Source organism: Mumia sp. zg.B21 (assembly GCF_019550855.1).
Taxonomy (GTDB): Bacteria; Actinomycetota; Actinomycetes; order Propionibacteriales; family Nocardioidaceae; genus Mumia.
The window spans coordinates 819,003-845,711 of record NZ_JAHWCJ010000002.1 but is presented as its reverse complement, the minus strand read 5'-3'; the positions used below and the strand labels follow the sequence as shown (position 1 = coordinate 845,711).

25 protein-coding genes are annotated in these 26,709 nt (G+C 69.2%); 10 read left to right on the top strand and 15 right to left on the bottom strand.

The window, feature by feature from the left end; genetic code table 11:
- The first annotated feature begins 96 nt into the window (after window positions 1–96).
- The 3 genes from KV100_RS12885 to ppk2 all read left to right on the top strand — a co-directional run bounded on the left by KV100_RS12885 (window position 97) and on the right by ppk2 (window position 2,954).
- Window positions 97–1,299, top strand: coding sequence for an exonuclease domain-containing protein (locus KV100_RS12885; protein WP_220343434.1), 1,203 nt, complete (start codon window positions 97–99; stop codon window positions 1,297–1,299).
- 61 nt (window positions 1,300–1,360) lie between these two features.
- On the top strand, window positions 1,361–2,038 hold the full coding sequence (locus tag KV100_RS12880) for a GAF and ANTAR domain-containing protein (protein ID WP_220343433.1): 678 nt from the start codon (window positions 1,361–1,363) through the stop codon (window positions 2,036–2,038).
- A gap of 22 nt (window positions 2,039–2,060) precedes the next feature.
- A complete protein-coding gene (gene ppk2 / locus KV100_RS12875; protein ID WP_220343432.1) occupies window positions 2,061–2,954 on the top strand; it encodes a polyphosphate kinase 2 in 894 nt (297 codons plus the stop codon).
- Window positions 2,955–3,505: 551 nt separating this feature from the next.
- On the opposite strand, the gene KV100_RS12870 is transcribed toward ppk2, so the two are convergent.
- The 3 genes from KV100_RS12870 to KV100_RS12860 form a co-directional block, all read right to left on the bottom strand.
- Window positions 3,506–4,084 (bottom strand): hypothetical protein, encoded by a 579-nt coding sequence (locus KV100_RS12870; RefSeq protein WP_220343431.1) that lies wholly within the window; start codon window positions 4,082–4,084, stop codon window positions 3,506–3,508.
- 213 nt (window positions 4,085–4,297) lie between these two features.
- On the bottom strand, window positions 4,298–4,561 hold the full coding sequence (locus tag KV100_RS12865; RefSeq protein ID WP_220343430.1) for a hypothetical protein: 264 nt from the start codon (window positions 4,559–4,561) through the stop codon (window positions 4,298–4,300).
- Between the two features lie 429 nt (window positions 4,562–4,990).
- Window positions 4,991–5,653 (bottom strand): hypothetical protein, encoded by a 663-nt coding sequence (locus KV100_RS12860; RefSeq protein WP_220343429.1) that lies wholly within the window; start codon window positions 5,651–5,653, stop codon window positions 4,991–4,993.
- 335 nt (window positions 5,654–5,988) lie between these two features.
- On the opposite strand from KV100_RS12860, the gene ddaH reads away from it, so the two are divergent.
- Both ddaH and KV100_RS12850 read left to right on the top strand, forming a co-directional pair.
- Window positions 5,989–6,858, top strand: coding sequence for a dimethylargininase (gene ddaH, locus KV100_RS12855; RefSeq protein ID WP_255566136.1), 870 nt, complete (start codon window positions 5,989–5,991; stop codon window positions 6,856–6,858).
- Window positions 6,855–7,907: an ornithine cyclodeaminase gene (locus tag KV100_RS12850; protein ID WP_220343428.1), complete on the top strand. Its 1,053-nt coding sequence runs from the start codon at window positions 6,855–6,857 to the stop codon at window positions 7,905–7,907. Before ddaH ends, KV100_RS12850 begins: the two co-directional genes overlap by 4 nt.
- 13 nt (window positions 7,908–7,920) lie before the next feature.
- Here KV100_RS12850 and KV100_RS12845 read toward each other — a convergent pair whose 3' ends face one another.
- Window positions 7,921–8,820: a LysR family transcriptional regulator gene (locus KV100_RS12845; RefSeq protein WP_220343427.1), complete on the bottom strand. Its 900-nt coding sequence runs from the start codon at window positions 8,818–8,820 to the stop codon at window positions 7,921–7,923.
- Window positions 8,821–8,941: 121 nt separating this feature from the next.
- Between KV100_RS12845 and KV100_RS12840 the strand changes: the two genes are divergently transcribed.
- Window positions 8,942–12,397: a bifunctional proline dehydrogenase/L-glutamate gamma-semialdehyde dehydrogenase gene (locus KV100_RS12840; RefSeq protein ID WP_220343426.1), complete on the top strand. Its 3,456-nt coding sequence runs from the start codon at window positions 8,942–8,944 to the stop codon at window positions 12,395–12,397.
- A 36-nt stretch (window positions 12,398–12,433) separates the two neighbouring features.
- Entirely contained in the window at window positions 12,434–13,141 is a 708-nt protein-coding gene (locus KV100_RS12835; RefSeq protein ID WP_220343425.1) for a sortase domain-bontaining protein, read from the top strand.
- 36 nt (window positions 13,142–13,177) lie between these two features.
- On the opposite strand, the gene KV100_RS12830 is transcribed toward KV100_RS12835, so the two are convergent.
- On the bottom strand, window positions 13,178–13,759 hold the full coding sequence (locus tag KV100_RS12830; RefSeq protein WP_220343424.1) for a hypothetical protein: 582 nt from the start codon (window positions 13,757–13,759) through the stop codon (window positions 13,178–13,180).
- Between the two features lie 96 nt (window positions 13,760–13,855).
- Here KV100_RS12830 and KV100_RS12825 point away from each other — a divergent pair, with 96 nt between their 5' ends.
- Window positions 13,856–14,827 (top strand): GlxA family transcriptional regulator, encoded by a 972-nt coding sequence (locus tag KV100_RS12825; protein WP_220343423.1) that lies wholly within the window; start codon window positions 13,856–13,858, stop codon window positions 14,825–14,827.
- 65 nt (window positions 14,828–14,892) lie between these two features.
- The gene (locus KV100_RS12820; protein ID WP_220343422.1) at window positions 14,893–16,110 is read left to right on the top strand and encodes an MFS transporter; all 1,218 of its coding nucleotides are present in this window, start codon (window positions 14,893–14,895) and stop codon (window positions 16,108–16,110) included.
- Here the strand turns inward: KV100_RS12820 and KV100_RS12815 are convergent.
- From KV100_RS12815 to KV100_RS12795, 5 genes are all read right to left on the bottom strand, one after another.
- Complete coding sequence (locus KV100_RS12815; protein WP_220343421.1) at window positions 16,095–16,478, bottom strand: hypothetical protein; 384 nt, start codon at window positions 16,476–16,478, stop codon at window positions 16,095–16,097. The genes KV100_RS12820 and KV100_RS12815 overlap by 16 nt on opposite strands.
- Window positions 16,471–17,925, bottom strand: coding sequence for an amino acid permease (locus KV100_RS12810; RefSeq protein ID WP_255559648.1), 1,455 nt, complete (start codon window positions 17,923–17,925; stop codon window positions 16,471–16,473). Before KV100_RS12810 ends, KV100_RS12815 begins: the two co-directional genes overlap by 8 nt.
- 8 nt (window positions 17,926–17,933) lie before the next feature.
- Entirely contained in the window at window positions 17,934–19,313 is a 1,380-nt protein-coding gene (locus KV100_RS12805; protein ID WP_255566134.1) for a glutamate decarboxylase, read from the bottom strand.
- A 118-nt stretch (window positions 19,314–19,431) separates the two neighbouring features.
- The gene (locus KV100_RS12800) at window positions 19,432–20,076 is read right to left on the bottom strand and encodes a bifunctional 2-polyprenyl-6-hydroxyphenol methylase/3-demethylubiquinol 3-O-methyltransferase UbiG (RefSeq protein ID WP_220343418.1); all 645 of its coding nucleotides are present in this window, start codon (window positions 20,074–20,076) and stop codon (window positions 19,432–19,434) included.
- A gap of 8 nt (window positions 20,077–20,084) precedes the next feature.
- Window positions 20,085–21,416 (bottom strand): FAD-binding oxidoreductase, encoded by a 1,332-nt coding sequence (locus tag KV100_RS12795; RefSeq protein WP_220343417.1) that lies wholly within the window; start codon window positions 21,414–21,416, stop codon window positions 20,085–20,087.
- A gap of 81 nt (window positions 21,417–21,497) precedes the next feature.
- On the opposite strand from KV100_RS12795, the gene KV100_RS12790 reads away from it, so the two are divergent.
- The gene (locus tag KV100_RS12790; RefSeq protein WP_308291432.1) at window positions 21,498–22,205 is read left to right on the top strand and encodes an HD domain-containing protein; all 708 of its coding nucleotides are present in this window, start codon (window positions 21,498–21,500) and stop codon (window positions 22,203–22,205) included.
- Here KV100_RS12790 and KV100_RS12785 read toward each other — a convergent pair.
- From KV100_RS12785 to KV100_RS12765, 5 genes are all read right to left on the bottom strand, one after another.
- Window positions 22,171–23,172 carry an alkaline phosphatase family protein gene (locus KV100_RS12785; protein ID WP_220343416.1) on the bottom strand — a complete coding sequence of 334 codons (1,002 nt, stop codon included), beginning with the start codon at window positions 23,170–23,172 and terminating at the stop codon, window positions 22,171–22,173. The genes KV100_RS12790 and KV100_RS12785 overlap by 35 nt on opposite strands.
- Window positions 23,173–23,214: 42 nt before the next feature.
- A complete protein-coding gene (locus KV100_RS12780; protein ID WP_308291431.1) occupies window positions 23,215–23,850 on the bottom strand; it encodes a cytochrome b/b6 domain-containing protein in 636 nt (211 codons plus the stop codon).
- Window positions 23,843–24,529, bottom strand: a complete 687-nt coding sequence (locus KV100_RS12775; RefSeq protein ID WP_220343415.1) for a molybdopterin-dependent oxidoreductase — start codon at window positions 24,527–24,529, stop codon at window positions 23,843–23,845. The genes KV100_RS12780 and KV100_RS12775 overlap by 8 nt, the downstream gene beginning before the upstream one ends.
- Window positions 24,513–24,704, bottom strand: coding sequence for a hypothetical protein (locus KV100_RS12770; RefSeq protein ID WP_220343414.1), 192 nt, complete (start codon window positions 24,702–24,704; stop codon window positions 24,513–24,515). The genes KV100_RS12775 and KV100_RS12770 overlap by 17 nt, the downstream gene beginning before the upstream one ends.
- Window positions 24,705–24,921: 217 nt before the next feature.
- Window positions 24,922–26,709: a serine hydrolase domain-containing protein gene (locus tag KV100_RS12765; protein WP_220343413.1), complete on the bottom strand. Its 1,788-nt coding sequence runs from the start codon at window positions 26,707–26,709 to the stop codon at window positions 24,922–24,924.

The following is a 26,709-nucleotide window of genomic DNA, read 5'->3' as shown; positions in this document are numbered from 1 at the left end:
TCGCTTAGTCAGCGTGTGAGCCCGGTCTCAGGCGGACGCTCTCCTGTCGGTGCCGACGGCTAGGTTGCTGATCACGACCCAGGAGCGCGAGGTGCTATGTACGCCGTGATCGACACCGAGACGACCGGGCTCAGTCCGGCGTTCCACCACCGCGTGGCCGAGGTCGCCGTCGTCCTCGTCGATGCCGACGGCCGGGTCGAGCACGAGTGGTCCACTCTGGTCAACCCCGAGCGAGACCTCGGACCCCAGCGCATCCACGGCATCCGTGCCGTCGACGCCGTGCGCGCACCGCGGTTCTCCGAGGTCGCCGCGCACCTGGTGTCGCTCCTCCACGGCCGCACGCTCGTCGCCCACAACCTCCCGTTCGACCTGACGTTCCTCGTGGCGGAGTTCGACCGGATGGGGCTCGTCTTTCCCGTGGCTCACGACGCCGGACTGTGCACGATGACCCTGAGTGCCGACCTTCTCCCGGGCACGGGACGCTCGCTCGGAGACTGCTGCGCTGCGGCGGGGGTCCCTCTCGACGGATGGCACGCCGCCGCGGCCGACACCCGCGCGACCGCCGCGCTGCTCGCCCACTACCTCCGTCGCGTCGGGACACCACCTCCCTGGCACGACGTCGTCGACCGGGCGCGCGACGTCGCGTGGCCCGAGATCGCACCGCGGCGGTTCCGCGCGGTGCCGCGCCCCGACGATGCCTCGGCCGCGCGCCCGACCGGCTTCATGGCCGGCCTCGTCGGCGACCTCCCGCGAGACTCGGCGTCGGACCTCGCCGACCCGTACCTCGCGGTGCTCGACCGAGCGCTGATGGACCACGAGCTGGCGGCCGACGCCCCGGCCATGCTGGCGGCGGTCTCTCGCTCGCTCGGTCTGGGAGCCTCGGATGTCACTCGCATGCACCGCGACTACCTCCGTGCTCTCGCCCGGCTCGCCACCCGCGACCGGACCTGCACCGACGCTGAACGACGAGAGCTCGAGCGCGTCGCCGACGCTCTCGGCCTCGACGGGTCCGACCTCGACGCTGCCCTGGCCGGCGCGGCCGTTCCGATGATCGTCGCCCCGTTCGCGCTCCCGCGCAGCGCCCGGGTGGTCTTCACCGGTGAGATGTCCGAGCCGCACGACGCCTGGGCCCGGCGCGCCACGGCGGCCGGGTTGCAGGTCCTCGACGGCGTCACGACCGAGGTCGACGTGGTGGTGGCCGCCGACTCGTGCACGATGTCGGTCAAGGCCAAGAAGGCACGCGGATACGGCATCCCGGTGATCACCGTGGAGGAGTTCGCACGCCACCTCGACCGCTGACCCTCGGCGCACCCGGACACCGGGGGTTAGGCTGCACCATCGGCTTCGAGGAGGACGTCCGATGGCAGAGCACAATGAGATCGTGAGCACGGTCGTGCGCGAGCTCAGCAGCATCCGGGGCCTGGAGCCGTCGATCGAGAAGGTGACGCAGTCCGCACGACTCCTCTTCGACGCCGACCAGGCGGGGGTCACGCTCATCCGTTCGCGCGGCGAGCTCGAGACCGTCGGGCCGACGCACGAGATCGTGACCGAGCTGGACTCGCTGCAGTACGCGCTCGGCCAGGGTCCGTGCGTCGATGCGGTCACCGAGCAGCACGTCGTCATCGCCAACGATCTCGACTCCGACCCGCGCTGGCCGGAGTGGGGTCCGCGGGCATGCAGCGTCGGCATCCAGAGCATCGTGGCGGCCGACCTCCAGGCCGACGGCAGGAGGATCGGCGCTCTCAACCTGTACGGTTCTCGCACCAACCAGTTCAAGGGCACCGACGCCGCACTGCTGCTGTCGTTCTCGGCCCACGCGTCCGCGGCGCTCGCCGCCGCCCGCACGATCGAGTCGCTGAGCGCCGCGCTCGACACGCGCACCGTCATCGGCCAGGCGGAGGGCATCATCATGGAGCGGTTCGGTGTCGACCCGGTGACGGCGTTCGCGATCCTCAAGCGCTACTCCCAGGACTCCAACAAGCGTCTGCGCGAGATCGCCGAGCAGATCGTCGAGCGACGAGAGCTGCCGAGCAGCTAGTCGCACACCGGACGGGGGCATCATGATCCAGAACTTCCGCGAGTACCTCGAGGACCTGGTCGTCGCGGGCTACACGGTCAGGCACGACGGCCACGGGTCGGACCCGGATCTCATCGATCCCGGCGGCCACCCGATCGAGACCTGGCGCGAGGACTACCCGTACACGACACGGATGGACCGCGACCACTACGAGGCGGAGAAGTACCGCTTGCAGGTCGAGCTCCTCAAATTCCAGTACTGGGCCCAGGACAGCGGCACCAAGCACGTCATCCTCTTCGAGGGCCGTGACGCCGCCGGCAAGGGCGGCACCATCAAGCGCTTCACCGAGCATCTCAACCCCCGCAGTGCACGCGTGGTCGCCCTCACCCGACCGACGGAGACCGAGCGCGGCCAGTGGTACTTCCAGCGCTACGTCGAGCGGTTGCCGACCTCCGGCGAGATCGTCATGTTCGACCGCTCCTGGTACAACCGGGCGGGTGTCGAGAAGGTCATGGGCTTCTGCACCGACGTTCAGTACGAACGCTTCATGCGCCAGGCGCCGCTCTTCGAGCAGATGCTGACCGACAGCGGGGTATCGCTCACCAAACTGTGGTTCTCGGTGACCCAGCACGAGCAGCGGACGCGTTTTGCCATCCGCCAGATCGACCCCGTACGCCGGTGGAAGCTGTCGCCGATGGACATCGAGTCGCTCGACCGGTGGGACGACTACAGCGACGCGAAGGAGGCGATGATGCGGCACACCGACACCGACATCTCCCCCTGGACCGCGATCAAGAGCAACGACAAGAAGCGCGGTCGTCTCAACGCCATGCGGTTCTTCCTGAGCCAGTTCGACTACGAGGACAAGGACACCGCGGTCGTCGGCTATCCGGACCCCAAGCTCGTCCGTCGCGGCAAGGAGTCGGTCGGCGACTGAGCGCATGGGGCTCCTGGCGGGCAGAATCTCTTGCGACCGCCCGTGGACGTCACGATGAGGCCTGGTCCGTACCGGAAGCCGCCGGAAATGCACTCGCCAAGATTTCCCTGTGCCCATTCGTCTGAGTACTCGTCCGTAAGCGAGTCGATCAGATCGCGAGCTTCGCTCTCCCGTCCAGTTTCGACGAGCAGTCTCACAAGATCGTCAGCCGCCTCCAGAGCGTCCAGACACAGTCACGCAGCGCTGCCTCGGCGAGTGCATCGTTGCCCAGCATTCGTTGCGCCAAGGCATACCCGCGCGCACCTCGCACGTTCCCGTCCAACGCGAGGTCGAGGAAGATTTCCGCTGCGAGCTCGGGATCCTCGGACAGTGTGAGATGGCCAAGAAATGATCTTCCGCCTCATCTTCGTCCCCGGCATGAGCAGCGACCACGCCCAGAAGCCTGTGGGTCGGCACTGAGACACCCCGCTCTAGCGCGTCGCCCAGATGTCGGCGGAGACGTCATCCGCACTTCGAGGAGCACCTCACCGTTTGCTCGCCGCGCCGTCTGCTCAGCCTTCCGCGACGAAGACTGGCTTGTTCCCGGTGAGATCACGAAGACGCTCTAACCATTCGTCCGTGGAGCATCGTTCCAACTCCCCGGTGCCGATGACGACAGCAGACCACGCCGCTCGTTCAAGGCCTTGCGCCTCCACGGAGAACCACGAGCCTCCCGACTCGGCGTACCGCAGGAACACCTCACCCAACCCAACTGGATCTCCGTTGTCTATCCCTACCCCCACCAGCGGAGGAGCACCACCTTCGAACGCGTCTCGGTCAACGACGGAGTAGTCGGTTCTCGAGATAACTGAGATCTGGGTCGACGACTCCGCGGGATCAAGCATGTCGATTCCGGGCGCGTGAAATTCGTCCTCATCCTCGACGGCGAAGGGAGGAACAGTATTGGCATAATCCGATAGCGCATCCGAGTACTCCTCAATGGCATGGACAAGCGGGTCGTCGAAAGAGAAGGCCTCGCGAGTTTCCGAGCTTGACGTGAGGTTCGACATCGACTCGGTGTACTCGAGGATCGCGCGCGCCAACTTCTCTCCCGACCTGACAAACGCGTCGCGCTCTTCAACAGTCCACATACCACTTCCCTGCTTTCCCTTATTTCATTGCGTGCAGCGACATCCGAGACGAGTCCGGGGAACGAGGACGAACAACGTTCGCACAAGTTATCCCAGGAGGCGCACCGCGTCCCGGCGTTCGCCAACATGGTTCGAGCCTCAGTGCCGAGTCGAGTCAACCCGGCGAAGGGCTGCCCGTCCGGTCGCGCTCGTTCGCGTCACGGCAGCGCCTCATCATGACGACGTCTCGAACGTGGGCCCTTCCAGAAGGTAGGAATCGCCTTCCACTGCGAGCCGCAAGCCGTGCCTAGTCCGACCGCGAATCGGCCGTATCGCGCACCATTCACCTTCACCATCGAAATAGGAAACAGAGAGGCGCACCATGAGGCGGAATACTTCGTCCCACGAATCCACGCAGTCATCGATCTCGATGAGACCGAATCCACCCTCGATCGCAAGCTCGAACAGGCCGGCCCCCGAGAGCTCGATGAAGGCCATCTCCCTCCGGAGAGGCTCGACCGGGGCTTGCTTGCGGCTCATCGTGAGGGCTAGGCCACGCTTCCGTCTCTCGGATTCCACGATGAGGGGCCGATCACCAATTATGGCGCGAGCAGTGGCCCGAGCGATCTCCGGATCGAGGAGTTGAGCACCATACTTCGTCAATGTCGTCCGCCCTGGGATGCGATACGTCGTGGAGCAGCCGTGCCTACTGCGCCTTTGTCGCGGCGGGGGCCCATCAGCCACAGGCCGCCGACGATGCCGACACCTTGGCAGGGTCTTACAAGGGGTCGATCAGTGGTCTGCTCTAGTGGTTGAGACCTCAGAGCGGGTCCACCCACGGATGGAGCTCGAGCGGCTGAGCGACGATTCCGAGCAGACGGACCGCATCCGCCGTGAGCCCCGGAGGAGGACTCAGGTCAGACGGACTCAGCGTTCGGGCCCGTTGACGTCAAACTCGTCCAGCTCAACTGTGTTCCCCGCTGACAGCGCCACGAGGGCAGCCGCTGCGACCGCAACCAGCACCTCGCCGCGGTCAGCGCCTTTGGGATCCTCCAGAACCACGTCGAGAGCAGACTCGAGAAGCCCGATGGTTTCGCCCTTCTCAGCGGCATCGTCCATCTCGAAACAGAAGTCCGCGACCTCGTCACTGCCGAAGATCACAGTGGCCCCTACACCCATCCGCGGCAACCCCGCGACAGGCGATGAGTCAACACGCAGCCAACGAAGCGCCCCGGTGACACGTTCAAGGAGATCGGGCCGACCTTCCAGCACCTCAAGGTGCGCCAGTCGAGGTGCCGAGACACCTGTAACAACGACATCTGCCCGTCCAGTCAGTTCGGTGAGATTTGTGAGCCCCGAAAGATCGACCGGACCCGCAGACTCGAGCTCCTGGTCAAGTTGAAGGAGCTCGAACTGACGAAACTCGTCGAGCATTGACAGGTCGACGCCAGACCCGCCCCTCAGGACCAGATCGCGCAGTGTCCGGGCGAGCGGAAGGAGCGGTTCGAGCGATGTTGCCCCCCAGGGCAGCTCGAGAACAACCCCCAACCGCGGGACGAAATCTCCTTCAGCTCTTCCGGGCTCGGCCACCGCTGCCCAGCATCGAAACGCGGCCAGACCGGGTGGGACAGATACGCCTGTCTCATGAGACTGCCACCTCAGCCGAGATCAATTGACCGGATCAATTTGCAATAGCGGACGCAGGGAAGAGCGATCAGGTCCCGACGGCCGCCCCCGGTGCCGCCGTGTCACGGTCGCCGTCGTCGAGGGCGCCCTCGCGGGTCGGCTGCACGAGACCCGCTGACGAATCCGCGTCAACCCCACAACAGATCGCTGGTCGGGGCCTGATCTTCGCAACGAATGCGGCCCACTGGCGGAACGCTTGTCGACATACCTTCGAGTCACCGATGACACGGAGGTACTCGATGACGATCACCACCCGCGCTCCGCTGCCCTCGCCGGCGGAGCACGCGGTCAGCTCGACGACGGCCGGCGAGGCCATCCCTCGCCGGTTTCTCATGTGCCGACCAGAGCACTTCGACGTGACCTATGCGATCAACCCGTGGATGGATCCCACCAAGCCGGTCGACACCGACCTGGCGGTGGCCCAGTGGGAGGTGCTGCGCGCCACCTACGAGAGCCTCGGCCACCGCGTCGAGCTGATCCAGCCGGTGGAGGGACTCCCGGACATGGTGTACGCGGCCAACGGCGGGGTGGTCTACGACGGCAAGGCCATTGCGGCCAGCTTCACGTTCGCCGAGCGGCAGCCGGAGGGTGCCGCCTATCACGCATGGTTCGACGAGGCCGGGCTCCGACCGACCATCCAGGCGGCCTCGCAGAACGAGGGTGAGGGCGACTTCCTCGTCGTCGGACGCCTGATCCTCGCCGGCACCGGCTTCCGTACGTCAGTGGCCGCCCACCACGAGGCCCGTGAGTTCTTCGGCGCACCGGTGATCTCGCTGGAGCTGGTCGACGCCCGGTTCTATCACCTCGACACGGCCCTCGCGGCGATCGACGACCAGACGATCGCCTACTACCCGCCCGCCTTCAGCGCCGCGAGCAACGCGATCCTGCGTCAGCTGTTCCCCGACGCCATCATCGCGACCGCGGCCGACGCCGAGGTGCTCGGCCTCAACGCCGTCTCCGACGGCTACAACGTGGTCCTGACCGACAAGGCCGTGCACCTGCACGAGCGCCTGCGGGAGAGGGGCTTCAACCCGATCGGCGTCGACCTGAGCGAGCTGCTCAAGGGCGGCGGAAGCGTGAAGTGCTGCACCTTGGAGGTACGCGCATGACCACCGTCTCGTTCGTCGACGTCCCCGGCATGCGCCGCTGGATCGCCGAGCAGGGCGCCGAGCAGATCATCGGCGACATGGTGACGGCACTGGAGGGCGACTTCCGCCGCTGGCCGCAGTTCGACAAGTCGCCCCGCCACGCCGTTCACACCCGCGAGGGCGTGATGGAGCTGATGCCGACCAGCGACGGCGACGAGTACGGCTTCAAGTACGTCAACGGGCACCCGAAGAACCCCCTGCGGGGCTTCCAGACCGTCACCGCCTTCGGTGTGCTCGCACAGGTCGACAACGGATACCCGACGTTCATCGCCGAGATGACGCTGCTCACGGCCCTCCGGACGGCGGCCACGTCGGCGATGGCGGCGCGCTGGCTCGCCCGTCGCGACGCCTCCACGATGGCGATGATCGGGACGGGGTCGCAGGCGGAGTTCCAGGCGCTCGGGTTCCGGGCGGCCCTGGGCATCGACCGGCTCAGGATCTGGGACACCGACTCGGCCGCGATGCAGAAGCTCGTCCGCAACCTCGAGCCGCTCGGCTTCGAGGTGACCGTCGCGAGCAGCGCCGCCGACGCCGTCCTCGGCGCCGACGTGATCACCACGTGCACCGCTGACAAGACCAACGCGACCGTGCTCCGCGACGCCGATGTGGCCCCCGGGGTCCACATCAACGCGATCGGCGGTGACTGCCCGGGCAAGACCGAGCTCGACCAGGCCATCCTCGAACGCGCGTCGGTGTTCGTGGAGTATCCGGAGCAGACCCGTGTCGAGGGTGAGATCCAGGCCTTCGGTCCTGAGTTCCCGGTCACCGAGCTGTGGACGGTCGTCGCCGGAGAGGCCCTGGGTCGTACGTCGGCCGACGAGATCACCGTCTTCGACTCCGTCGGCTTTGCGATCGAGGACTTCACCGCGCTGCGCTTCGTCCGCGATGCCGTCCGCGGCACCTCGTACGAGGCGGCGCTCGACCTCGTCGCCGAGCCGAGCGATCCCAAGGACCTCTTCGCGATGGTGACGCCGGCGCAGGTGCGCGAGCCGGTCGCCGCCGTGCACTGAGGCGACGGTGGCGTCAGCGCGGCGACTCGGCGGCGTACGCGAGGGCACGCCGGCACGAGGCGATGCCAGGACTCGACGCCGCCGAGAGCCGCGCGGACGTGAAGATCGAGCGTTGCGGGTCGTCCGGGAGGGGGCACAGCCGCGCCGGTGCGGGCAGCCCCTTCCAGAGGATGTCGGGGAGCAGGGCGACCGCGTGACCGGACTGCACCAGCCGCAGGTGCGCCTGGAGATCGGCGGTCTCGAACCGTACGTCGGGCTCGAAGCCCGCACGTCGGCACGCCTGCTCGGCCCAGTGCCGCGACGCCGCTCCGACGGGCTCCATCACCCACGGCACGTGCGCCGCGTCCTCGATGCGCTCGATCCGGCGGTGCTCGGCAGCATCGGGCGAGATGGCGAGCCAGAGCGTGTCGGTCGTGAGCGGCAGCCGGTCGAGGCCCGGATGACGCGGTGCAGCGTGGTGCGGGTACTCCTCGGCGACGACCAGGTCGAAGTCACGTGCCCAGGTCTCCGCGAGAGCGGTCTCGGGCTCCCGCTGGACGACCGTGACGCGGAGATCGGGGTGCTCGGCGTCCAGCCACGTGAGGGCCGCGGGAAGCAGGGCGAGCGCCGCGGACTGGAAGACGGCCACCCGCACCGAGCCGGACGGGCGTTCGAGGGAGGCCGCGACATCGGACTCCGCCTGCTCCAGCCGCGCGAGCATCGCCTCGGTGTGCTCGACGAGGATCTCGGCCTGCGGCGTCAGGCGCACGCCGCGACCGGACTTGAAGAGCAGCGGGACGCCGACCTCGCGCTCAAGCTGGGTCAGCTGCTGGGAGACCGACGACGGGCTCTGGTGCAGCGCCTCGGCGACCCGGGCGAGGGTCCCGCGCAGGGCCAGCTCCCGGAGGAGACGGAGCCGTCGAACCTCAAGCACGACGGCCGCCTTTCATCAGAGATCCTGACGAATCATCGTCAAGAATCGTCACTTTACCTAACGACACCCCGAGCGCACACTGAACACGACACGCTCGACGACCCTGGGACGGCGAAACCTCATGACCTCGACCACTGAGACTGACGCTCTCGCCACCGACCTCTCCGACGAGGTCGAGTCCCTCGTACGGCAGTGGCTGGACACCGCGAGGGACATCCCGGCCGACCGGTCCGCCGAGCAGCTCGCGGCCGTGCTGAAGGACCCCAAGGGCCTGCCGTTCGCCGTCGGCTTCGTCGACGGCGTGATCCGGCCCGAAGACCCTCGCGTGGCCGCGCAGGCCTTCGCCGACCTCGCGGGCGACCTGCCGCGCTTCCTTCCCCTGCACCTGCGCACAGCGGTCAAGGCGGGTGCCGTCGCGGCGCGGGTCGCCCCCGGGCTGGTGATCCCGGTCGTCCGCCGGGTCCTGCGCGCGATGGTCGGCCACCTCGTCGTCGACGCCTCCGACCGCCGGCTCGGTCCGGCCATCTCCCGGATCCGCAGCCGTGGAGTGCGGCTCAACGTGAACCTCCTCGGCGAGGCGGTCCTCGGCGAGCGCGAGGCAGCCCGTCGGCTGGACGGGACGCACCGTCTCCTGGCCCGCGACGACGTCGACTACGTGTCGATCAAGGTCTCCTCGACGGTGGCACCGCACTCCCCGTTCGCGTTCGACGAGACGGTCGACCACGTCGTCGAACAGCTCCGCCCCCTCTACCGGCGTGCCGCCGCGGCGTCCCCGCAGAAGTTCATCAACCTCGACATGGAGGAGTACCGCGACCTCGACCTGACCGTCGCCGTCTTCACCCGGCTCCTCGACGAGCCCGAGCTGCTCGACCTCGAGGGCGGGATCGTGCTCCAGGCCTACCTGCCCGACACGCTCGCGACGATGGCGCACCTCCAGGACTGGGCCGCGGCTCGGCGAGCGCGCGGCGGCGCGGAGATCAAGGTCAGGCTCGTCAAGGGAGCGAACCTCCCGATGGAGACCGTCGAGGCGTCCGTACGCGACTGGCCGCTCGCGACCTGGGGCTCCAAGCAGGAGACCGACACGCACTACAAGCGGATCCTCGACTACGCCCTCCACCCCGACCGCATCGCGAACGTCCGGCTCGGTGTGGCCGGGCACAACCTGTTCGACATCGCGTTCGCGTGGCTGCTCGCCGGTCGTCGCGGCGTCCGTGACGGCGTCGACTTCGAGATGCTGCTCGGCATGGCCCAGGGCCAGGCCGAGGCCGTCCGCCGCACCGTCGGTGACCTGCTCCTCTACACGCCGGTGGTACGCGCCTCAGAGTTCGACACGGCGATCGCGTACCTGGTGCGGCGCCTCGAGGAGGGCGCGAGCCAGGAGAACTTCATGTCCGCGGTGTTCGACCTGGACAGCGACGAACGGCTCTTCGCGCGCGAGCGGGCGCGGTTCCTCGCCTCGCTCCGGGCGCTCGACGCGACGGTCCCGGAGCCGAACCGCCGTCAGGACCGCCGTACCGACAGCGTCCCCGTACCGCCCGCCGGCTTCGAGAACACCCCTGACACCGACCCTGCACTCCCGGGCAACCGCGAGTGGGCACGCGACATCCTCGACCGTGCCACCACGACCACCCGCGGCGAGGACCTCGTCCGCGACCACACGGTGACGTCGCCGGAGGCACTGGAGAGCATCGTCGCCGCGGCCGTCGGCGCGCAGCCGGCGTGGTCCTCGCTCGGCGGCGACGGACGTGCGGAGGTGCTGCGGCAGGCCGCTGCCGAGCTCGAGCGCCGTCGCGCCGACCTCGTCGAGGTGATGGCGGCCGAGTGCGGCAAGACGATCGACCAGGCAGACCCGGAGGTGTCGGAGGCGATCGACTTCGCCCGGTTCTATGCCGAGTCGGCCGCGATGCTCGACCGTACCGATGGTGCCCGGCCGGTGCCTGTGCGCCTCACCGTCGTCACGCCCCCGTGGAACTTCCCCGTCGCCATCCCCGCGGGGTCGATGCTCGCGGCTCTCGCGTCGGGCTCGTCGGTGGTCGTGAAGCCGGCACCCCAGGCCCAGCGGTGCGGGTCACTGGTCGTCGAGGCGCTGTGGGCCGCCGGGGTCCCCCGTGACGTCCTCCACCTCGCCCACGTCGAGGAGTCCGACCTGGGGCGGCGCCTCGTCTCGGACCCGCGGGTGGACCGGCTCATCCTCACCGGTGCGTACGAGACGGCCGAGCTGTTCCGGACGTTCCGGCCCGACCTGCCGCTGCTCGCCGAGACGAGTGGCAAGAACGCGATCGTCGTGACCCCGAGCGCGGACCTCGACCTCGCGGTCAAGGACCTGGTCGCCTCGGCGTTCGGGCACGCGGGACAGAAGTGCTCAGCGGCCTCGCTGGCCATCCTGGTCGGTCCGATCGCCACCTCACGCCGGTTCCGCGACCAGCTCGCCGACGCCGTCCGCTCCCTCAAGGTCGGCTACCCCACCGACGCCACCAGCCAGGTCGGCCCGGTGATCGAGCCGGTCCACGGCAAGCTTCGTGACGCGCTCACCTCGCTCGAGACCGGTGAGTCGTGGCTCGTCGAGCCCCATCAGCTCGACGCCGACCAGCCCGACGGCGGTGGCCGGCTCTGGTCGCCGGGAGTGAAGGTCGGCGTCGCGCCGGGCTCACAGACCCATCTGGTCGAGTTCTTCGGGCCGGTCCTCGGCATCATGACGGCTGCGACGCTCGAGGAGGCGATCGCTCTGCAGAACGCCCCCTCGTACGGCCTCACCGCGGGCATCCACTCGCTCGACCCGCACGAGATCGCCACCTGGGTCGACGGTGTGCAGGCCGGAAACCTCTACGTCAACCGCGGCATCACCGGCGCGATCGTACGGCGACAGCCGTTCGGCGGCTGGAAGCGCTCGGCGGTCGGTGCCGGGACGAAGGCCGGCGGCCCGAGCTACCTCCACGGGCTCGTCGACTGGGAGCCGGCCGAGGCCACGGCGACCGACCCCGTGCTCGACGTGCAGCGGCCGTTCCTCGAGTCGGCCGGCGCCGCGGGTGCCGCTGTGCACGACCTCCGCACGCTCGAGCGTGCGCTGCGCAGCGACGCAGCCGCGTGGCGTACCGAGCTCGGGAGCCCGACCGACGTCACCGGCATCCCGTTCGAGCGCAACGTCCTGCGCCACCTGCCCGTGCCCGTCACCGTGCGCTACGACGGGTCGCGGCCGTTGGTCGAGCTGATCCGTGTCGTCGCCGCGGGCGCCCTGACCGGGTCGACCATCTCGGTCAGCTCCGCTGTGCCGCTGCCGGACGCCGTACGCGCCGCGTTCGGACGTGCACGAGCCTCGGTCGTCGTGGAGCCGGAGGACGCGTGGTTCGCGCGTGCCGCCGAGCTCCCGTCCGGGCGGGTCCGGCTCGTCGGTGGCGACGCGGCAGCCCTGGCGCGGGCGACGGGCGGTCGACCGGACCTCGCCGTCTACGGGCACGCGGTGACCGAGGCGGGGCGGGTCGAGCTGCTGCCGTTCCTGCACGAGCAGGCCGTGAGCATGACCGCCCACCGGTTCGGCACGCTCGACGGACTGACGGAGCAGGTGCTGCCGACGGTGTAGGGCGCCCGCGCCCCTGTGCGCGGGTACCGTCGAGAGATGCGTCGACTCGTCGTCCTGCTCGCAGGAGGCGCCGGCCTGGTCGTCACCGGGTGCGGTGTCTCCCAGGAGACGCGCACGCCGTCGCCACCACAGAGTGCCCCCTCTTCGACGACCGAGCGAGCAACGTCGCCTGCGACGCCGCCCGTAGCACCGACCGAGCCCGTCGAGGCCAGACCTGCGACGCCGGCGAACCCTCCCCGCGACGCCGTCCTCTCGATACCCGCGATCGGCGTCGACGGTCTCCGTGTCGTCGCGTACCGGGGTCGGACCGACGACGCCGCCGGGACCCGCATCCAGAACCGCGGTCGCGCGGCGAGTCCGCACGGGCCTCGCGGCGGCGCCGGCCCCGGCGGTGTGGGCAACTACCAGGTCACCGCGCACCGGTTGTCGTCGACGCGCGCCTTCCTCGACCTTCCGGACCTGGATCGCGGTGACCGGGTGCACGTGACCGCCGGCGGGACCCGATGGACGTACGAGATCGTCCGCACCCGCTCGACGTCCTTCCGCTCCGCCCGCTCCCTCGCCGAGCAGCGGGCAGCCGTCCCCGGGCAACCCGGTCGTGAGCCGCGCCGTGCTTTCATCACGCTGTCGACCTGCGCGACGCCAGAGGACCACGCGCAGGGCAACTACTGGTCCGACGCCTTCGACAACCCCGAGCACCGCATCGACAAGATCGGCGTGCTCGTCCGCACCTCGGCCTCCTGAGCTCACCGGCGCGGCATCAAGCGGCGGGCTCCGTCCTCAGCGCAGCACGATCACCAGCACGCCGACCCCGAGCACCAGGTCGAGCGTCCCGCACCACTCCGCGAAGGGCCTGCTGACGACGGCATCCTCGTGCCAGTGGACGGCGTCCCAGGCGGCGTGCCCGATCAGCCCGACCCCGGCGACGGTGCCGGCGAGCACCGGGCTGGCGTACGCGCCGACGAGCCCAGCGACGAGGAACACCGCGGTGAGGTACGGATAGAGCACCTCGAACCGTGACGGACCCCACCGGCGTCCGACCGCTCCGACCAGCGCCAGGACGACGGCAGCGACCGCGAGCACAGGGACCGGGTCGACGCCGAAGGCCTCGAGCAGGACCACGACGACCATCTCGGCCGCGACGACCGCCCAGATGAGGCTCTGCCGGTCGAGGACGGCGGTCGCGAGGTAGCCGAGCGCGGCCACGACGATGACGAGCGCGGCCTCCGAGCCGTCGCTCGTCTCTGACACGAGGAACGCGCCGATGCCGACACCGAGCACCGTCGGCCAGCGGCGGACGAGCCATCGTCCACCGGTGCGCCACGTGGCCTCGGTCGGCCGCGCCTCCGTCGAGCGGTTCATGGAGGCGACGCTAGGACGACGGGGACGTACGGCGGGCCGGTCCGCCGCTCCGTGTCCGAGATCCTGGGATACCTGACACTCGGCCTAGACTCGAGCATGGCCGAACGCACCGTGGTCGTGGTCGCCTACGAGCAGGCCGAGCTGCTCGACATCTCCTGCATCACCACCCCGCTGATGATGGCGAACATGATCGGCACGCCGCGCATCCCGTACGCGTGGCGCCTCGCCTCGCCCGGCGGGCTTCCCGTCGTCGCCACGTCGGGGCTGACCTTGGCCGCGGACGAGGCGCTCGAGCGGGTCGAGACACCGCTCGACACGGTCATCGTCTCGGGGGGCATGGGGCACGAGCGCGCCGCCGAGAGCGTTCTGGTCCGGGACCACGTCCGCCGTCTCTCCGAGGGGGCGCGGCGGACCGCCTCGGTGTGCACCGGGGCGACGGTGCTCGCCGCAGCCGGTCTCCTCGACGACCGGCGGGCCACGACCCACTGGCAGTTCGCCGCACGACTGGCGCGGCACCATCCGTCCGTCGTCGTCGATGCGGAGCCCATCTTCATCCGCGACGGATCCATCGCCACCGCTGCCGGAGTTACCAGCGCACTCGACCTGACGCTGGCGTTCATCGAGGAGGACCACGGCGCTGAGCTCGCTCGGCAGGTCGCGCGCTACCTGGTCACGTATCTGCAGCGTCCCGGCAGCCAGGCGCAGATGAGCATCCACACCTCTGCGCCGGCACCCGACAGTCCGGTCCTCCGCCGTGTCACCGCGTACGTGACAACCGATCCGGCCGCTCCAGCCGACAGCACGGCGCTCGCCGACGTGGCGGGCGTGAGCGTGCGACACCTCGCTCGGGTGTTCGCCTCGGAGCTGGGGACGACACCCGCACGCTATGTCCGTACGGTGCGGCTGGAGGCCGCATCGCACCTGCTCGAAGAGACGTCCGAGCCGCTCTCGGTCGTCGCCCGACGGTGCGGTTTCGGCTCGGCGGAGATGCTGCGGCAGTCGTTCGTACGCCACTACGGGACGACGCCGTCGGCCTACCGCCGTGCGCACGCACGGGCGCATGCCTGAGCGCACGGCGGCAAAGCGTACGGAATGCGGGCGACCCCGACGGACGCATGACCTATCGTCGTCCGGTGACCGCGACCCTCGACCCGACCCTGCGTCGCGCCCGCACCGCCGTGGCCGTGCTGTTCCTCACGAACGGGGCGATCTTCGCCAACATCCTCCCGCGCTACCCGGGAATCAAGGCCGACCTCGACCTGAGCAACGCCTCGTACGGCCTCGCGGTCGCGGCGCTGCCCGCCGGTGCCTTGGTGGCCGGCCTCGCGGCGGGCGTGCTGATCCAGAGGCTGCGGTCGTCCCGGGTGGCGGTCGTCGGGACGTTCCTCGCCGGGCTCGCGTCGTTCGCGATCGGCCTGTCACCGAGCGCGGGAGCGTTCGCCACCGGTCTGTTCCTCCTCGGCGCCGTTGACGCCGTCACCGACGTGGCCCAGAACGCGCACGGGCTCCGCGTGCAGCGCAGGTACGGGCGCTCGATCCTCAACTCCTTCCACGCGGTGTGGTCGGCCGGCGCGGTGCTCGGCGGGTTGATGGGCGCAGGAGCCGTGGCCCTCGGGTTGTCGCCGGCGGTGCACCTCGGCCTGTCGTCGGCGCTGTTCACGCTCGTCGCCATAGCGGCGTACCCGTTCCTCCTGCGCGGGCCGGAAGCAGATCCGGTGGAGCAAATCGACGCCGCGCCGGGCGCCCGCCCCCGTCGTGTCAGCCGCTCCGGTGGTCCCACGCCACGGACCGTCCTCGTCCTGGGCGCGCTCGTCGTCCTCGGGATCGCCGGGACGCTGGTGGAGGACGCCGGGAGCACGTGGGCCGCGGTCTACCTCAGCGACTCGCTCGGCGCCGCCGGCTCGATCGCCGCATTCGGGTACGTCGCGCTGGTCGGCGCTCAGTTCGTCGGTCGTCTCGTGGGCGACCGGCTGGTCGACCGGTACGGCGAGCGCGCCGTCGTCCGCGTCGGCGGCCTCGTCACGGCCGCCGGGATGGGTGCCGCCCTCGCGTTCCCGTCCGTGCCCGCGACCATCGCCGGATTCGCCGCGGCAGGCTTCGGCGTCGCGACGGTGATCCCGGCGGCGATGCACGGCGCCGACGAGCTGCCGGGGTTCAAGCCCGGCACCGGTCTCACGCTGCTGACGTGGTTGATGCGGATCGGCTTCCTGGTGTCGCCGCCGCTCGTCGGTCTCATCGCCGACGCCACCAGCCTGCGTGTCGGTCTGCTCGTCGTCCCGCTCGCGGGCATCACCCTGCTGGCGCTTGCAGGCGTGCTCGACGGACGTCGCCGCCCTCAGTCAGGGTCGTAGTTGAGGTCGTCAAGGAGGGCATTGAACGTCGCCTCCTTGTCGGGGCAGTAGACGTCCACGACGACGCGGTCATAGTCCACGAGCTCCTTCACGTGCTCGCTCGGCATCCGGTGCGTCCGCGTCCACGCCCACGGCAGCGCGACGTCGTCCGGCTGGTCGTCCAGCGCCGCGCAGACCGCACCGCCATCGTCGCCGTAGAGCGACTTGGCCAGCTCGGGCGTCATCTCCGGCGCCACCCCCGAGTCGACGGCAGCCTTGGTGAAGTCAGAGGCCAACCCGTCCGCCGTGTCCTCGTTCGTCGACCCGCACCCCGCGGCCAGTCCCACGACGGCGACCAGCAGCGCGCCTCTCCTCAGCAGATCACGCATGGCTGTCCCCTCCCGCCGTGGCCTGCCCCTTCTCATGCTCGTCGCGCTGATCCCAGGCAGGTTTTCGGAACGCGTAGAAGAGCAGCGGCGGGACGCCCAGGACGATGATCACGGCGCCCATCACCCACGGGTATGCGCTGGACGGGATCCCCGCCAGGCCGGACGGCGGGATGAATCCCAGCAGGAATGCCGCCAAAGACGCGAAGAACCCGACCCCCGCGACCAGCGGCATGAGCGGCACCCGGTAGTCGCGCTTGACGTTCGGTGCCTTCTTCCGCAGCGTGATCGCGGAGGCGAACATCAGCATGTACATGATCAGGTAGAGCGCCGCTGCCATGTCGACCAGCGTGAAGAACGCCGCGCTGACGTTGGGGATCACCACGAACAGCCCGGCGAGGATCGTCACGATCACGCCCTGTGAGATGAGGATCCCGATCTGCACGCCGGCCTTGTTCTCCTTCTGGAGCCACGGTGGCAGCAAGCCCGTCCGACCGGCTGCGAGCAGCCCTTTGCTCGGACCGGCGATCCACGTGACGACCGATGCGAGCGCACCCAGTGCGATCGCCGCGGAGATGATCGCGGTCGCCCAGCCGATGCTCCAGTGGTCGAAGTACGCCTGGAACGCGATGTTGATCCCGGTCGTCAGCCCGAGCTGGCTCTTCGGGACGACGAAAGCGATGGCGAGGGTCGGCAGGATGAAGACGAGAAGGATCAGACCGGCCGCGATGAAGATCGACCGCGGATACTCCTTGCCCGGTCGCTTCATGTCGTTCGCATGGACGGCGTTGACCTCCATGCCCGCGTAGGCGAGGAAGTTGCTGACGATCAGCACGATGCTCGCGAGACCGGTGAACGGCGGGATGACGTCGCTCGTCTCCATCGGGACCTGGCTCTTGTTGCCGGCGATCAGCCACACCGCCCCGAGCACGATGAGGATGACCCCGGGGATCAGGGTGCCGATGAGTCCACCCCATGAGCCGACCTTCGCGAAGAGCCCGCCTCCACGAAGGTTCAGCAGGGTGCAGATCCAGTAGAAGACGACGATGACGATCGCCGTGTAGATGCCGGAGTTGGCCAGGTCGTTGTCTCCGAACACGAACGCGATGCTGGCGGCGATGAAAGCGAGCTGGACGGGGTACCAGACGACGTTCTGGACCCACTGGAGCCAGATCGCCTGGAAGCCCCACCTGTTGCCGAACGCCTCGCGCACCCATGCGTAGACCCCGCCGCGCCACCCGGTGGCCAGCTCTGCCGCCACCAGCGCGGTCGGCACCAGGAACAGCAGCGCAGGGATCAGGTAGAGCGTGATGCTTCCCAGCCCGTACCCCGACATCGCCGGCAGGCTGCGCAGGCTGGCGACGGCGACGACCGTCAAGATCGAGACCTGGAACATCGAGAGGTAGACCTTGGCGGCCCTCTGCCCGGGCGTGCTTCGCGTGTCGCTCATCATGCCCCTCAGTGGTGGAACTGCTGCTTCGACACAGCGTGGGGGATCGGGGCGGGCAGGCTGTCGAGGTCCTTGGTGGCCGAGGCGATGTCACCGAGCAGCTTGTCGGCCAGGTCGATGCTCAGCCCGTTGCGGACGACGATGCGCTGGACGGTGAGGTCGGACAGGTTGTCGGGCATCGGGTACGCCGGCACCTGCCACCCGTACGTGCGCAAGCGGTCCGACAGGTCGTACAGCGTCCAGTTGTCGGTGTGGCCCTCCCTGAGCCGCCACGCGAAGACGGGGATGTCGCTGCCGTCGTTCCACAGCTCGAACGCGCCATGCTGCGCGATCCCCTCGGCGAGGTGCTTCGCGGTGTCCTGCGAGGCTTGCTGCACGGCCGTGTATCCGTTGCGGCCCAGGCGCAGGAAGTTGAAGTACTGCAGGAGGACCTGCGCACCCGGACGTGAGAAGTTCAGCGCGAACGTCGGCATATCGCCGCCGAGATAGCTCACGTAGAAGATCAAGTCGTCGGGCAGGAGGTCGCGCGAGCGCCAGACGACCCAGCCGAGCCCCGGGTAGACGAGACCGTACTTGTGACCCGAGGTGTTGATCGAGTGCACCCGGTCGACGCGGAAGTCCCACTGGAGATCCTCCTGCAGGAACGGGGCGATCATCCCGCCGGAGGCGCCGTCCACGTGGATAGGGACGTCGAGACCGGTGCTCTTCTGGATCTCGTCGAGCGCCGCCGCCACCTTCGTCACCGGCTCGTACATGCCCGTGTACGTGACACCCATGATGACGACCACGCCGATCGTGTTCTCGTCGACGTACTTGTCGAGGTCGTGTCCGTCGAGGGTCTTGTGCTCCTCGGAGATCGGGACGTAGCGCGCCTCGACGTCCCAGTAGTTGCAGAACTTCTCCCACACCACCTGGACCGCCGAGCTCATCACGAGATTCGGCGTAGCAGCCGGCTTGCCCGCGGCCTTGCGAGCGTTCTGCCAGCGCCGCTTGAACGCCAGACCGGCGAGCATGCAGGCCTCGGACGAGCCGATCGTGGAGGTGCCGATCGAGTTGGCGGGGTCAGGCGCGTTCCACAGGTCGGCGACCATCCGCCAGCAGCGTTCCTCGATCGCCGCGGTCGCCGGGTACTCGTCCTTGTCGATCATGTTCTTGTCGAACGTCTCCGAGTACAGCTTCTCGGCGTAGGGGCCCATCCAGGTGCCCACGAACGTCGCCAGGTTGAGTCGTGCGTTGCCGTCGAGCATGACCTCGTCGTGCACGATCTGATAAGCCGTCTCCGGAAGCATCGGGTCGTCCTGCAGCACCGTGCGGGAGTAGGTCGTCTGCTCCCCCGGACGTGCGAACAACGGGTTGACCTCGCGGGTTCCCACCTCTGGTTCTGCCATCATTCCTCCAGACTGCGCGCTGAACTCAGCGCAACGAAACCGGACCCGGGGGAGGCACTTCGTCGAAGCGGTCGCTCTACGGTCCTAACACAGCCCTTCGCACAGTGCAGCCTGGAAGTCAGGCGCGTCGGCGAGCCAGCACGTACGCCTGGCGAGTGCGCTCGCCTGCCTCGACATCGGCGGCACGGACCGTGGTCGCATCAACGTCGAGACCGTGGCTGTCCAGCAGCGTGCCGAATGCGGCCGGGTCTGGCCGGTGGAACTCGAGCGACACCGCGATGTCCCTGAGGTGGTTCGGACGGAAGGTCTCGGCATCGGTCTGGAACGCAGCGAGCAGCCAGCCGCCGGGCTCGAGCACTCGAACGAGCTCCGCGACAGCACCGGGCAGCGCCTCAGGCGGGACATGGATCAGCGAGTACCAGGCGACCACGCCGACGTACGACTCGTCGTCGAAGCGCAGGTCCGTCAGCGACCCGACCTCGAAGCGCAGGTTCGGGTGGACGTCCCGCGCGTTGCGGATCATCTCCGCACTGAGGTCGATCCCGTGCGCATCGACCTCGAACGAGGCGAGCTGCGCGGTGATGCGGCCCTCGCCACAGCCCGCGTCGAGCACACGCCCGCGCCCCGCGACGTGTCGGGCGAACACGCCGAGCACGGCGTCGTCCCACGGACTGGTCGCCAGCTCGCGGACCCACGTCGCATACTCGTCGGCGAGCGCGTCGTACGAGGTCCGCGTGCGGGTGAGGAAGTCGGGTTCGGCCACCTTGGATCCTAGGTCGCCGCGCTCCCGGAGGGCGGGATGTTCTGGTTGAGGTGGAAGACGTTGTCGGGGTCGAAGGCGTCCTTGAGGGCAGTGAGCCGGGCGAGCTTCGCGGGTGGGTACGCCCGTCGTACGCCGGCGGCTCCGTCGTCGCTGAGCACGTTGACGTAGACCCCGCTGGCGAAGTGCTCCAGGCGCGCACCCGCGTCGCGCGCGGACTGCATCCGCGCCTCGTCCTCGGTGGGATCGGTCCACCGGACCGCGGCGACGTACTCGAACGCCGTACCGCGCTGGCTGTAGGCGGTCGCGTCGTCGGCCACGTCCGCGATCGCGCCACCGTAGGCTTGGAGACTCGCCGCGACGGCGGGGTCCTGCGCCACCAGGACCTCGATCGCGGCATCGGTGAGCTCACGGAAGTAGTGCCCCTTCCAGTAGCGCCGCAACGAGTGGCCTTCGACGGAGTCGCCGATGCGCTGAAGGTCGATGTAGGACAGCTCGCCGACACGTCGCTCGAGGGGCGTGTGGAGCGCATCGAGGACGCGTGCGTGCGCTCGCCCCTCCTCGGGGTCACCGATCCAGACGAAGCCGAGCGTCACGACACCACCTGCGATGTCGGCCGTGTACGTCGCCTGCCGCGGCGCGGTCGCGCTCAGGTCGCGCCACTGCGCGACGGCGGGTGCCGCACCCGAAGCGGGGAAGTCGAGCTCCACGGTGAGCGCCCGGGTCCCTGTCTCATGCAGCTCGAACTCGAACTCCGTCACGACACCGAAGTTGCCACCACCACCGCGAAGCCCCCAGAACAGCTCCGGCTCCTCCTCGGCCGACGCCCGGACGATGTCACCGCCGGCCGTGACCAGCTCGAACGACACGACGTTGTCGCAGGCCAGGCCGTACTGACGGGCGAGCCACCCCATGCCGCCACCCAGCGTCAGTCCGCCGACGCCGGTGTGGCTGACGTTGCCGGCGGTGGTCGCGAGCCCGTACGGCTGGGTGGCCGCGTCGAGCGCGCCGAGCAGCGCGCCGCCCTGCACCCACGCTCGTCGGCGGTCCGGATTCACACGGACGGCGCCCATCGGCGTCAGGTCGATCATCAGTCCCCCGTCGGGCACCGCGTGCCCGATCACGCTGTGGCCACCGCACCGGACACCGATCTCCAGGCCCTCCTGACGGGCGTGCTCGATGGCCGCGGCGACGTCTTCGGGCGTACGGCAGGGCACGATCATCGCGGGCCGGTGGTCCACCATCGCGTTCCAGACCTGACGCGCACCGTCGTACCCGTCGTCGCCTGGTCGCAGGACCTCGGTGTCAGAGATCGGGGTCGACTGTCTCCGGGTGGTCGCCATCGGTTCGCTCCTCGCATTCGGCCGTTCTGAGAGCACTGACCGACGACGACGGCGCAACTCATCGCGTGAGAGTGTCGAGTGGTGGACCACAACGTGGACGACGACGACCTCATCATCACGGGCAACCCGTTCCCGGACGGGATCGACGACCGCCTCTCCGCGCAGCTGGCCTTCATCGCCGAGGCCGACAAGCTCAAGACGATCGTGCGTGCCTCACCGTTGGCGGCAGCTGATCGACGGGAGAACGACGCCGAGCACTCGTGGCACCTCGCGCTGATGGTCATGCTGCTCGCGGAGCACGCGAGCGAGCCGATCGACGTCGGTCACACGCTGAGGCTCGTCATCATCCACGACCTGGTCGAGATCTACGCCGGCGACAGCCCCGTCTTCGACGCAGCCTTGCGCCTCGATCAGCGGGAGCGGGAGGAATCGGCGGCTGACCGGCTGTTCCCGCTGCTGCCCGCCGACCAAGCACAGGACATCCGGGCGCTGTGGGACGAGTTCGAGGCCGGCGCGACACCGGAGGCGCGCTTCGCCAAGGCGATCGACCGGCTGGAGCCGATGGTGCTCAACTGGTTCAACGAGGGCGGGACGTGGCGGCTGCCCGGCGCGAACCTCGCCACGATCCGCGCACGCGAGTCGGGGGTCGTCGCTGGATCCACCGCCCTCGGTGATGCGACCGGCATGCTCGTGGACGAGGGCCTGCGCCGCGGGTGGATCCGCGGCGAGGCGTCCGAGGACGACGGCCCCGAGGTCAGCGGAACGCGTCGAGGCGCTGACGGCGGTTGAACGTCGACCCGGGGACTCGAGGCAGATCGAGGACGTCGGTCACCAGGTTGGCGAGGTCGCCGTTGCGGATCGGCTGACGCCCGCGGTAGGTCGTGCGGGCCGAGCCGGGGCCTCGGTAACCACGGCTGAGGCCGTACAGGTTCCGCCCGGCGGCGACGCCCGGACCCCACACCAGGAACGGCACTCGGTAGTTGGCCACCCTACGAGCGTCGGCGTGCGTGGCACCGGAGCCGCCGTGGTCGGCGGTGAGGGCGACCAGGGTGTGCTTCCGCAGCGCCGGCCGGGAACGGACGGTCGAAAGGATCCGTCCGAGCAACCGGTCGGCCCGTCGGACCGCCCGCAGGTAGGCCGCACTCATGAAGCCGCGGGCGTGGCCCGCCTGGTCGGGCAGCGACAGGTGGACGAAGGTGAAGGTCCGAGGCGACCGCCGCAGCGAGGCCGTCACGTTTCTCACCAGTCGGGCGTTGTCGGTGTCGACGGTGAAACGGTCGATCTTGGGCCCCCAGCTGCGCTGGAAGAGCGCGAACTTCGTCTTCGCGGTGAAGAGTGCCGTCGAACGGCCGTGGTCGTGCACGACGTCGAACACGCTTGGGACGTATCGGCCCGCGGCGCGGTGCACGGTCGTGCCGGTGTCGGTGTTGAACGAGACCCCGTGCCCGCCGCGGCGCGCGTCGATCCGCCGGCCGGTCAGCATGCCTGTGTGGTTCGGCAGGGTCAGGGTCAGCTCGCGAGCGGTACGGGCGTTCAAGGTGGACGCTCCTTGCCGCATCATCCGGTGGAAGTTCGGAGTGCGGGACCGGCCCAGCACACGGATCGCCCTGGGATTCAGGCCGTCCATCGAGATCGCGACGACACGGTTCACCGGGTCGTCCGGGGAGTCGCGGGCGGCGGTTGCGGCGGGTGCGGTCAGCAGACCGACGACGGCCAGCCCGGCGTATGAGACGACTGCTGCACGACGGCGGATCATTGGAAATCCCCCAGTCCTTGGTCAGATCCTGTGCGGGAAGTCTCAATTCTGCGACTGATGGGCCTCGGACGCACCCGGCTCTTCGGCTATCTCGTCCAGCCACGCGGCATGCTCGTCCTGGGCCCAGCTGCGGGAGACCTGGCCGGTGCGCATCCCGCGGCGGGCCTCGGGGTCCTTGAGCGCGTAGACGATGTGGCCGATCACGAGGATCCCGAGCATCAGGGCCGTCCAGTCGTGGACGAACGTCGCGCCCGAGCGCCAGGACAGCCGGACGAGCCCGGTCCAGTACATGAGGACTCCGGTGCCGAGCAGGACCCCGGTCGCGCCGGCCACGAGCCACGAGTTGATCTTCTGTCCTGCGTTGAACTTGCCGACCGGGATCGTGCCGTCGCGGCGCGTACGCGTGCGCAGCCACCGCCAGTCGTTCGGCGTGAACCGGTTCAGGCGTCGTACGTCCAGCCTGTACGCCGCCGACACCGCGCCGACGAGCATCGGGACGGGGAGCGCGAAGCCGCTCCACACGTGGACCAGCTCGACGACGTGGCGGTAGCCGACGCCCATCGCCAGCGTGCCGTTGTAGAGGATCGCCGCGGTGACGAGGCAGATGCCCATGAGGATCGCCAGCAGCTTGTGGACCAACCGCTCCGCCTGCGTGAAGCGGCGCAGGGTGTCACTCACCGATGATCCCGTTCAGCGGATAGCCGCGGTCCTCCCAGTAGCCTGGGCGGTTGTCCGGCGTCACCTCGATCTCAGACAGCCACTTGGTGCTCTTGTAGCCGTACATCGACCCTGAGTAGATCCGCACCGGCCCACCGTGGTCGTGGGTGACCGGCTTGCCGTACATCCGCAGCGCCACGATCACGTCGTCCGCACGGGCCTGGTCGAGCGTCATGTTCACCGAGTAGACGCCGTCGAAGGACCGGAAGCGCACCCCGACGGCCTCGTCGGTCGGCGCCGCCCGTTCGAGCAGGTCGGCGACCCGCACGCCTCGCCACGGCACATCGGGCACGTGCCACCCGGTCACGCACTGGAAGGTGTCGGTGAACGACAGCTGCGGCAGCGCCTCGAGGTCGGCGTACGAGTACGTGGCCGAGCGGTCGACCAGGCCGGAGACCTTGAGCGTGTACGACCCGGCGGCGCGCGGCTCGACCTCACCCGTGACGGAGTAGTAGCGCCACGTGTTGCCGAGCGGAACCATCGACGTGAACCCGGTCGGGTCGCGCAGCTGGACCGGAGCGAGCAGCTCGCTCAACCCCGCCTGAACCTTGCTGCCCGTGATCACCCCGAGGGCGCCCAGACCGATCAGGCCGAGCACCGCACGGCGGCCGACAGGTGCGCCTTCAGGACTTGCGTCCACGGACACCGACCACCATGAGCAGGGCGCCGGCGAGCAGGACGATCGGGCCGATGATCGACCACGTGGTCGTATTGCTCATCACGCTGCCCTCGATGACGCCCACCCCCTGCAGGGTCCACACCAGCCCCACGAGAACGACGAGGACACCAGCAACGACCCACAGCGGCTTGGCCATAGGACAACTCAACCACGCGTGTGTGACGGCGTACAGGGCGTCTCACGCCGGCCGCCAGGTCGATGAGGGCACCACCATCGTGGAGGCCTTCGATCCTCAGGCCATGATCGCCTTCGCCGGCGACTCCGGTGACCCTCTGCGGGTGGTCGCCGACGACGCGCGCCAGCGACTCACCGCGGCACTCGCGGCCTCACCGGACGACAGCGCCGATCGGGAGTCAGTTCCTCGACTCCACCCAGCCGTCCGCGACGAAGCGGGCAGCGTCGGACCGCCGTTGGCCGTTGAACAGCGCCCCACCGAGATCCCGCGCCATGACACCGTCGACGTACACGCCCCGCCCGCGCGACGGGGTTGCTCGCAGGCCGGTGTAGCTCCAGCGGACGTGGGTCGCGCCCGCGGGCAGGGCAGCGTCCGCCTTCAACCACTGGCGTCCTTCGAATCCGGAGAACGTGCCGTCGGTGGACCAGCGGCTCTTGCCCGCCCTGAGGTCGAACGGCACCAGCTGCCAGGTCGTACCGCCGTCGGTGGACGCCTCGAGCTGCCCCACGTCGTACCCGGCCTCGGTGTCGTACCAGAGCCGGAACGTCAACCATGCCCAGTCCTTTGCCGGCCGCGACAGGGGCGCGGTCAGCGTGTGCGTCGTGGCGCTCGGTCGCCCGGCGAACCACGACGTACGACCGACGGCCGGCCGTACGGGGATGGCGCGGCCCATGTTGCGGGCCACAGACTGCCGAGCACCGTTGTTCGAGCCCCACGCACGGTTGGGGTGGACGCGGTTGGTGAGCAGGACGACGAGCGACCGCGACAACGGGTCGAGGACCAGCGAGGTGCCGGTGAACCCGGTGTGCCCGAAGGTCACCGGCGAGTCGAGCGAGGCCATGTAGAAGGACTGGTTGAGCTCGAACCCGAGACCGCGGCGGGAGGTGATCGCGGGCGGGATGCCGACGTTCTGGTCGGTGATCGCCTCGCGCATGATGCCCTGGGAGAGGATCCGCTCCTTGCCGTACCGGCCGCCGTTCAGCAGCATCTGACCGAAGACGGCGAGGTCGCCGGCGGTGGAGAACAGCCCGGCGTGGCCCGCAACGCCGCCCAGCGACCACGCGTTCTCGTCGTGCACCTCGCCGTGGACCATGCCGCGCCCGATCGACGACATGTCCTCGGTGGCCGCGATGCGCGGGCGCAGCGACTCGGGCGGGTTGAACATGGTGTCCGTCATGCCCAGCGGCTCGGTGATGCGCTCGGCGACGAGCTGGTCGAGCGTCTGGCCGGTGACGCGTTCGGCGAGCGTGCCCAGCGTGATGAGACCCAGGTCGGAGTAGACGTACGCCGTGCCCGGCGGGGTCACGATGGTCTGCGCGTAGACAGCCGCGATCCGCGCCTCCGGCGTCGGGTACGCCGAGTAGAGGTTGACCCAGCTCCGCAGGCCCGACGTGTGGGTCAACAGGTGTCTGACGGTGATCGTGCCCTTGCCGTTCTGCGCGAACTCGGGGATGTAGTCGGCCACCGGGGTGTCGAGACCGACGACGCCCTGGTCCACCAGCTGCAGCGTCACGACGACGGTGAAGAGCTTGGTGATGGAGGCGAGGTCGAAGATGGTGTCCTCGCTCATCGCGATCTGCTGAGCCTCGGGCAGCTCGGTGCCGTCGGCGCTCGCGTAGCGCACCGCGTCGCCCACCGCGCCGTGCTCGACGACGACGCCGTCCTTGGCGACGAGCGCGACCGCTCCGGCATACATGGGGAAGTTCGGGTTCTCGGGCGTGGTGCCCAGGTACGCGGCCAGGTCGGGCATGATCCGGGCGATGTGCTCGGGGAGCAGGCCTGCCTTCTCGGGCGAGCCCGCACGGAGGGTCCGAGGCGGCGAGAACCGGACGTCCTCACCGGTCACGGTCGGCGGCCCGGTCTCGTGCCCTGGCGGATCGACCGCTCCCGCCGGCGCCGCGAAGGATCCGACGACGACCGCCACCGCGAGTGCCACACCCAAGCTGGTCCGACGTGTACGACGCAT

Bases quoted from the DNA above. Each gene is read 5' to 3' on its own strand.
- KV100_RS12805 (WP_255566134.1), bottom strand. From the start codon at position 19,313: ATGGCAGAACCAGAGGTGGGAACCCGCGAGGTCAACCCGTTGTTCGCA.
- KV100_RS12770 (WP_220343414.1), bottom strand. From the start codon at position 24,704: ATGGCCAAGCCGCTGTGGGTCGTTGCTGGTGTCCTCGTCGTTCTCGTG.
- KV100_RS12835 (WP_220343425.1), top strand. From the start codon at position 12,434: ATGCGTCGACTCGTCGTCCTGCTCGCAGGAGGCGCCGGCCTGGTCGTC.
- KV100_RS12880 (WP_220343433.1), top strand. From the start codon at position 1,361: ATGGCAGAGCACAATGAGATCGTGAGCACGGTCGTGCGCGAGCTCAGC.
- KV100_RS12840 (WP_220343426.1), top strand. From the start codon at position 8,942: ATGACCTCGACCACTGAGACTGACGCTCTCGCCACCGACCTCTCCGAC.
- KV100_RS12885 (WP_220343434.1), top strand. From the start codon at position 97: ATGTACGCCGTGATCGACACCGAGACGACCGGGCTCAGTCCGGCGTTC.
- KV100_RS12870 (WP_220343431.1), bottom strand. From the start codon at position 4,084: ATGTGGACTGTTGAAGAGCGCGACGCGTTTGTCAGGTCGGGAGAGAAG.
- KV100_RS12795 (WP_220343417.1), bottom strand. From the start codon at position 21,416: ATGGCGACCACCCGGAGACAGTCGACCCCGATCTCTGACACCGAGGTC.
- KV100_RS12810 (WP_255559648.1), bottom strand. From the start codon at position 17,925: ATGAGCGACACGCGAAGCACGCCCGGGCAGAGGGCCGCCAAGGTCTAC.
- KV100_RS12785 (WP_220343416.1), bottom strand. From the start codon at position 23,172: ATGATCCGCCGTCGTGCAGCAGTCGTCTCATACGCCGGGCTGGCCGTC.
- ddaH (WP_255566136.1), top strand. From the start codon at position 5,989: ATGACGATCACCACCCGCGCTCCGCTGCCCTCGCCGGCGGAGCACGCG.
- KV100_RS12825 (WP_220343423.1), top strand. From the start codon at position 13,856: ATGGCCGAACGCACCGTGGTCGTGGTCGCCTACGAGCAGGCCGAGCTG.
- KV100_RS12850 (WP_220343428.1), top strand. From the start codon at position 6,855: ATGACCACCGTCTCGTTCGTCGACGTCCCCGGCATGCGCCGCTGGATC.
- KV100_RS12815 (WP_220343421.1), bottom strand. From the start codon at position 16,478: ATGCGTGATCTGCTGAGGAGAGGCGCGCTGCTGGTCGCCGTCGTGGGA.
- KV100_RS12765 (WP_220343413.1), bottom strand. From the start codon at position 26,709: ATGCGTCGTACACGTCGGACCAGCTTGGGTGTGGCACTCGCGGTGGCG.
- ppk2 (WP_220343432.1), top strand. From the start codon at position 2,061: ATGATCCAGAACTTCCGCGAGTACCTCGAGGACCTGGTCGTCGCGGGC.
- KV100_RS12830 (WP_220343424.1), bottom strand. From the start codon at position 13,759: ATGAACCGCTCGACGGAGGCGCGGCCGACCGAGGCCACGTGGCGCACC.
- KV100_RS12865 (WP_220343430.1), bottom strand. From the start codon at position 4,561: ATGGCCTTCATCGAGCTCTCGGGGGCCGGCCTGTTCGAGCTTGCGATC.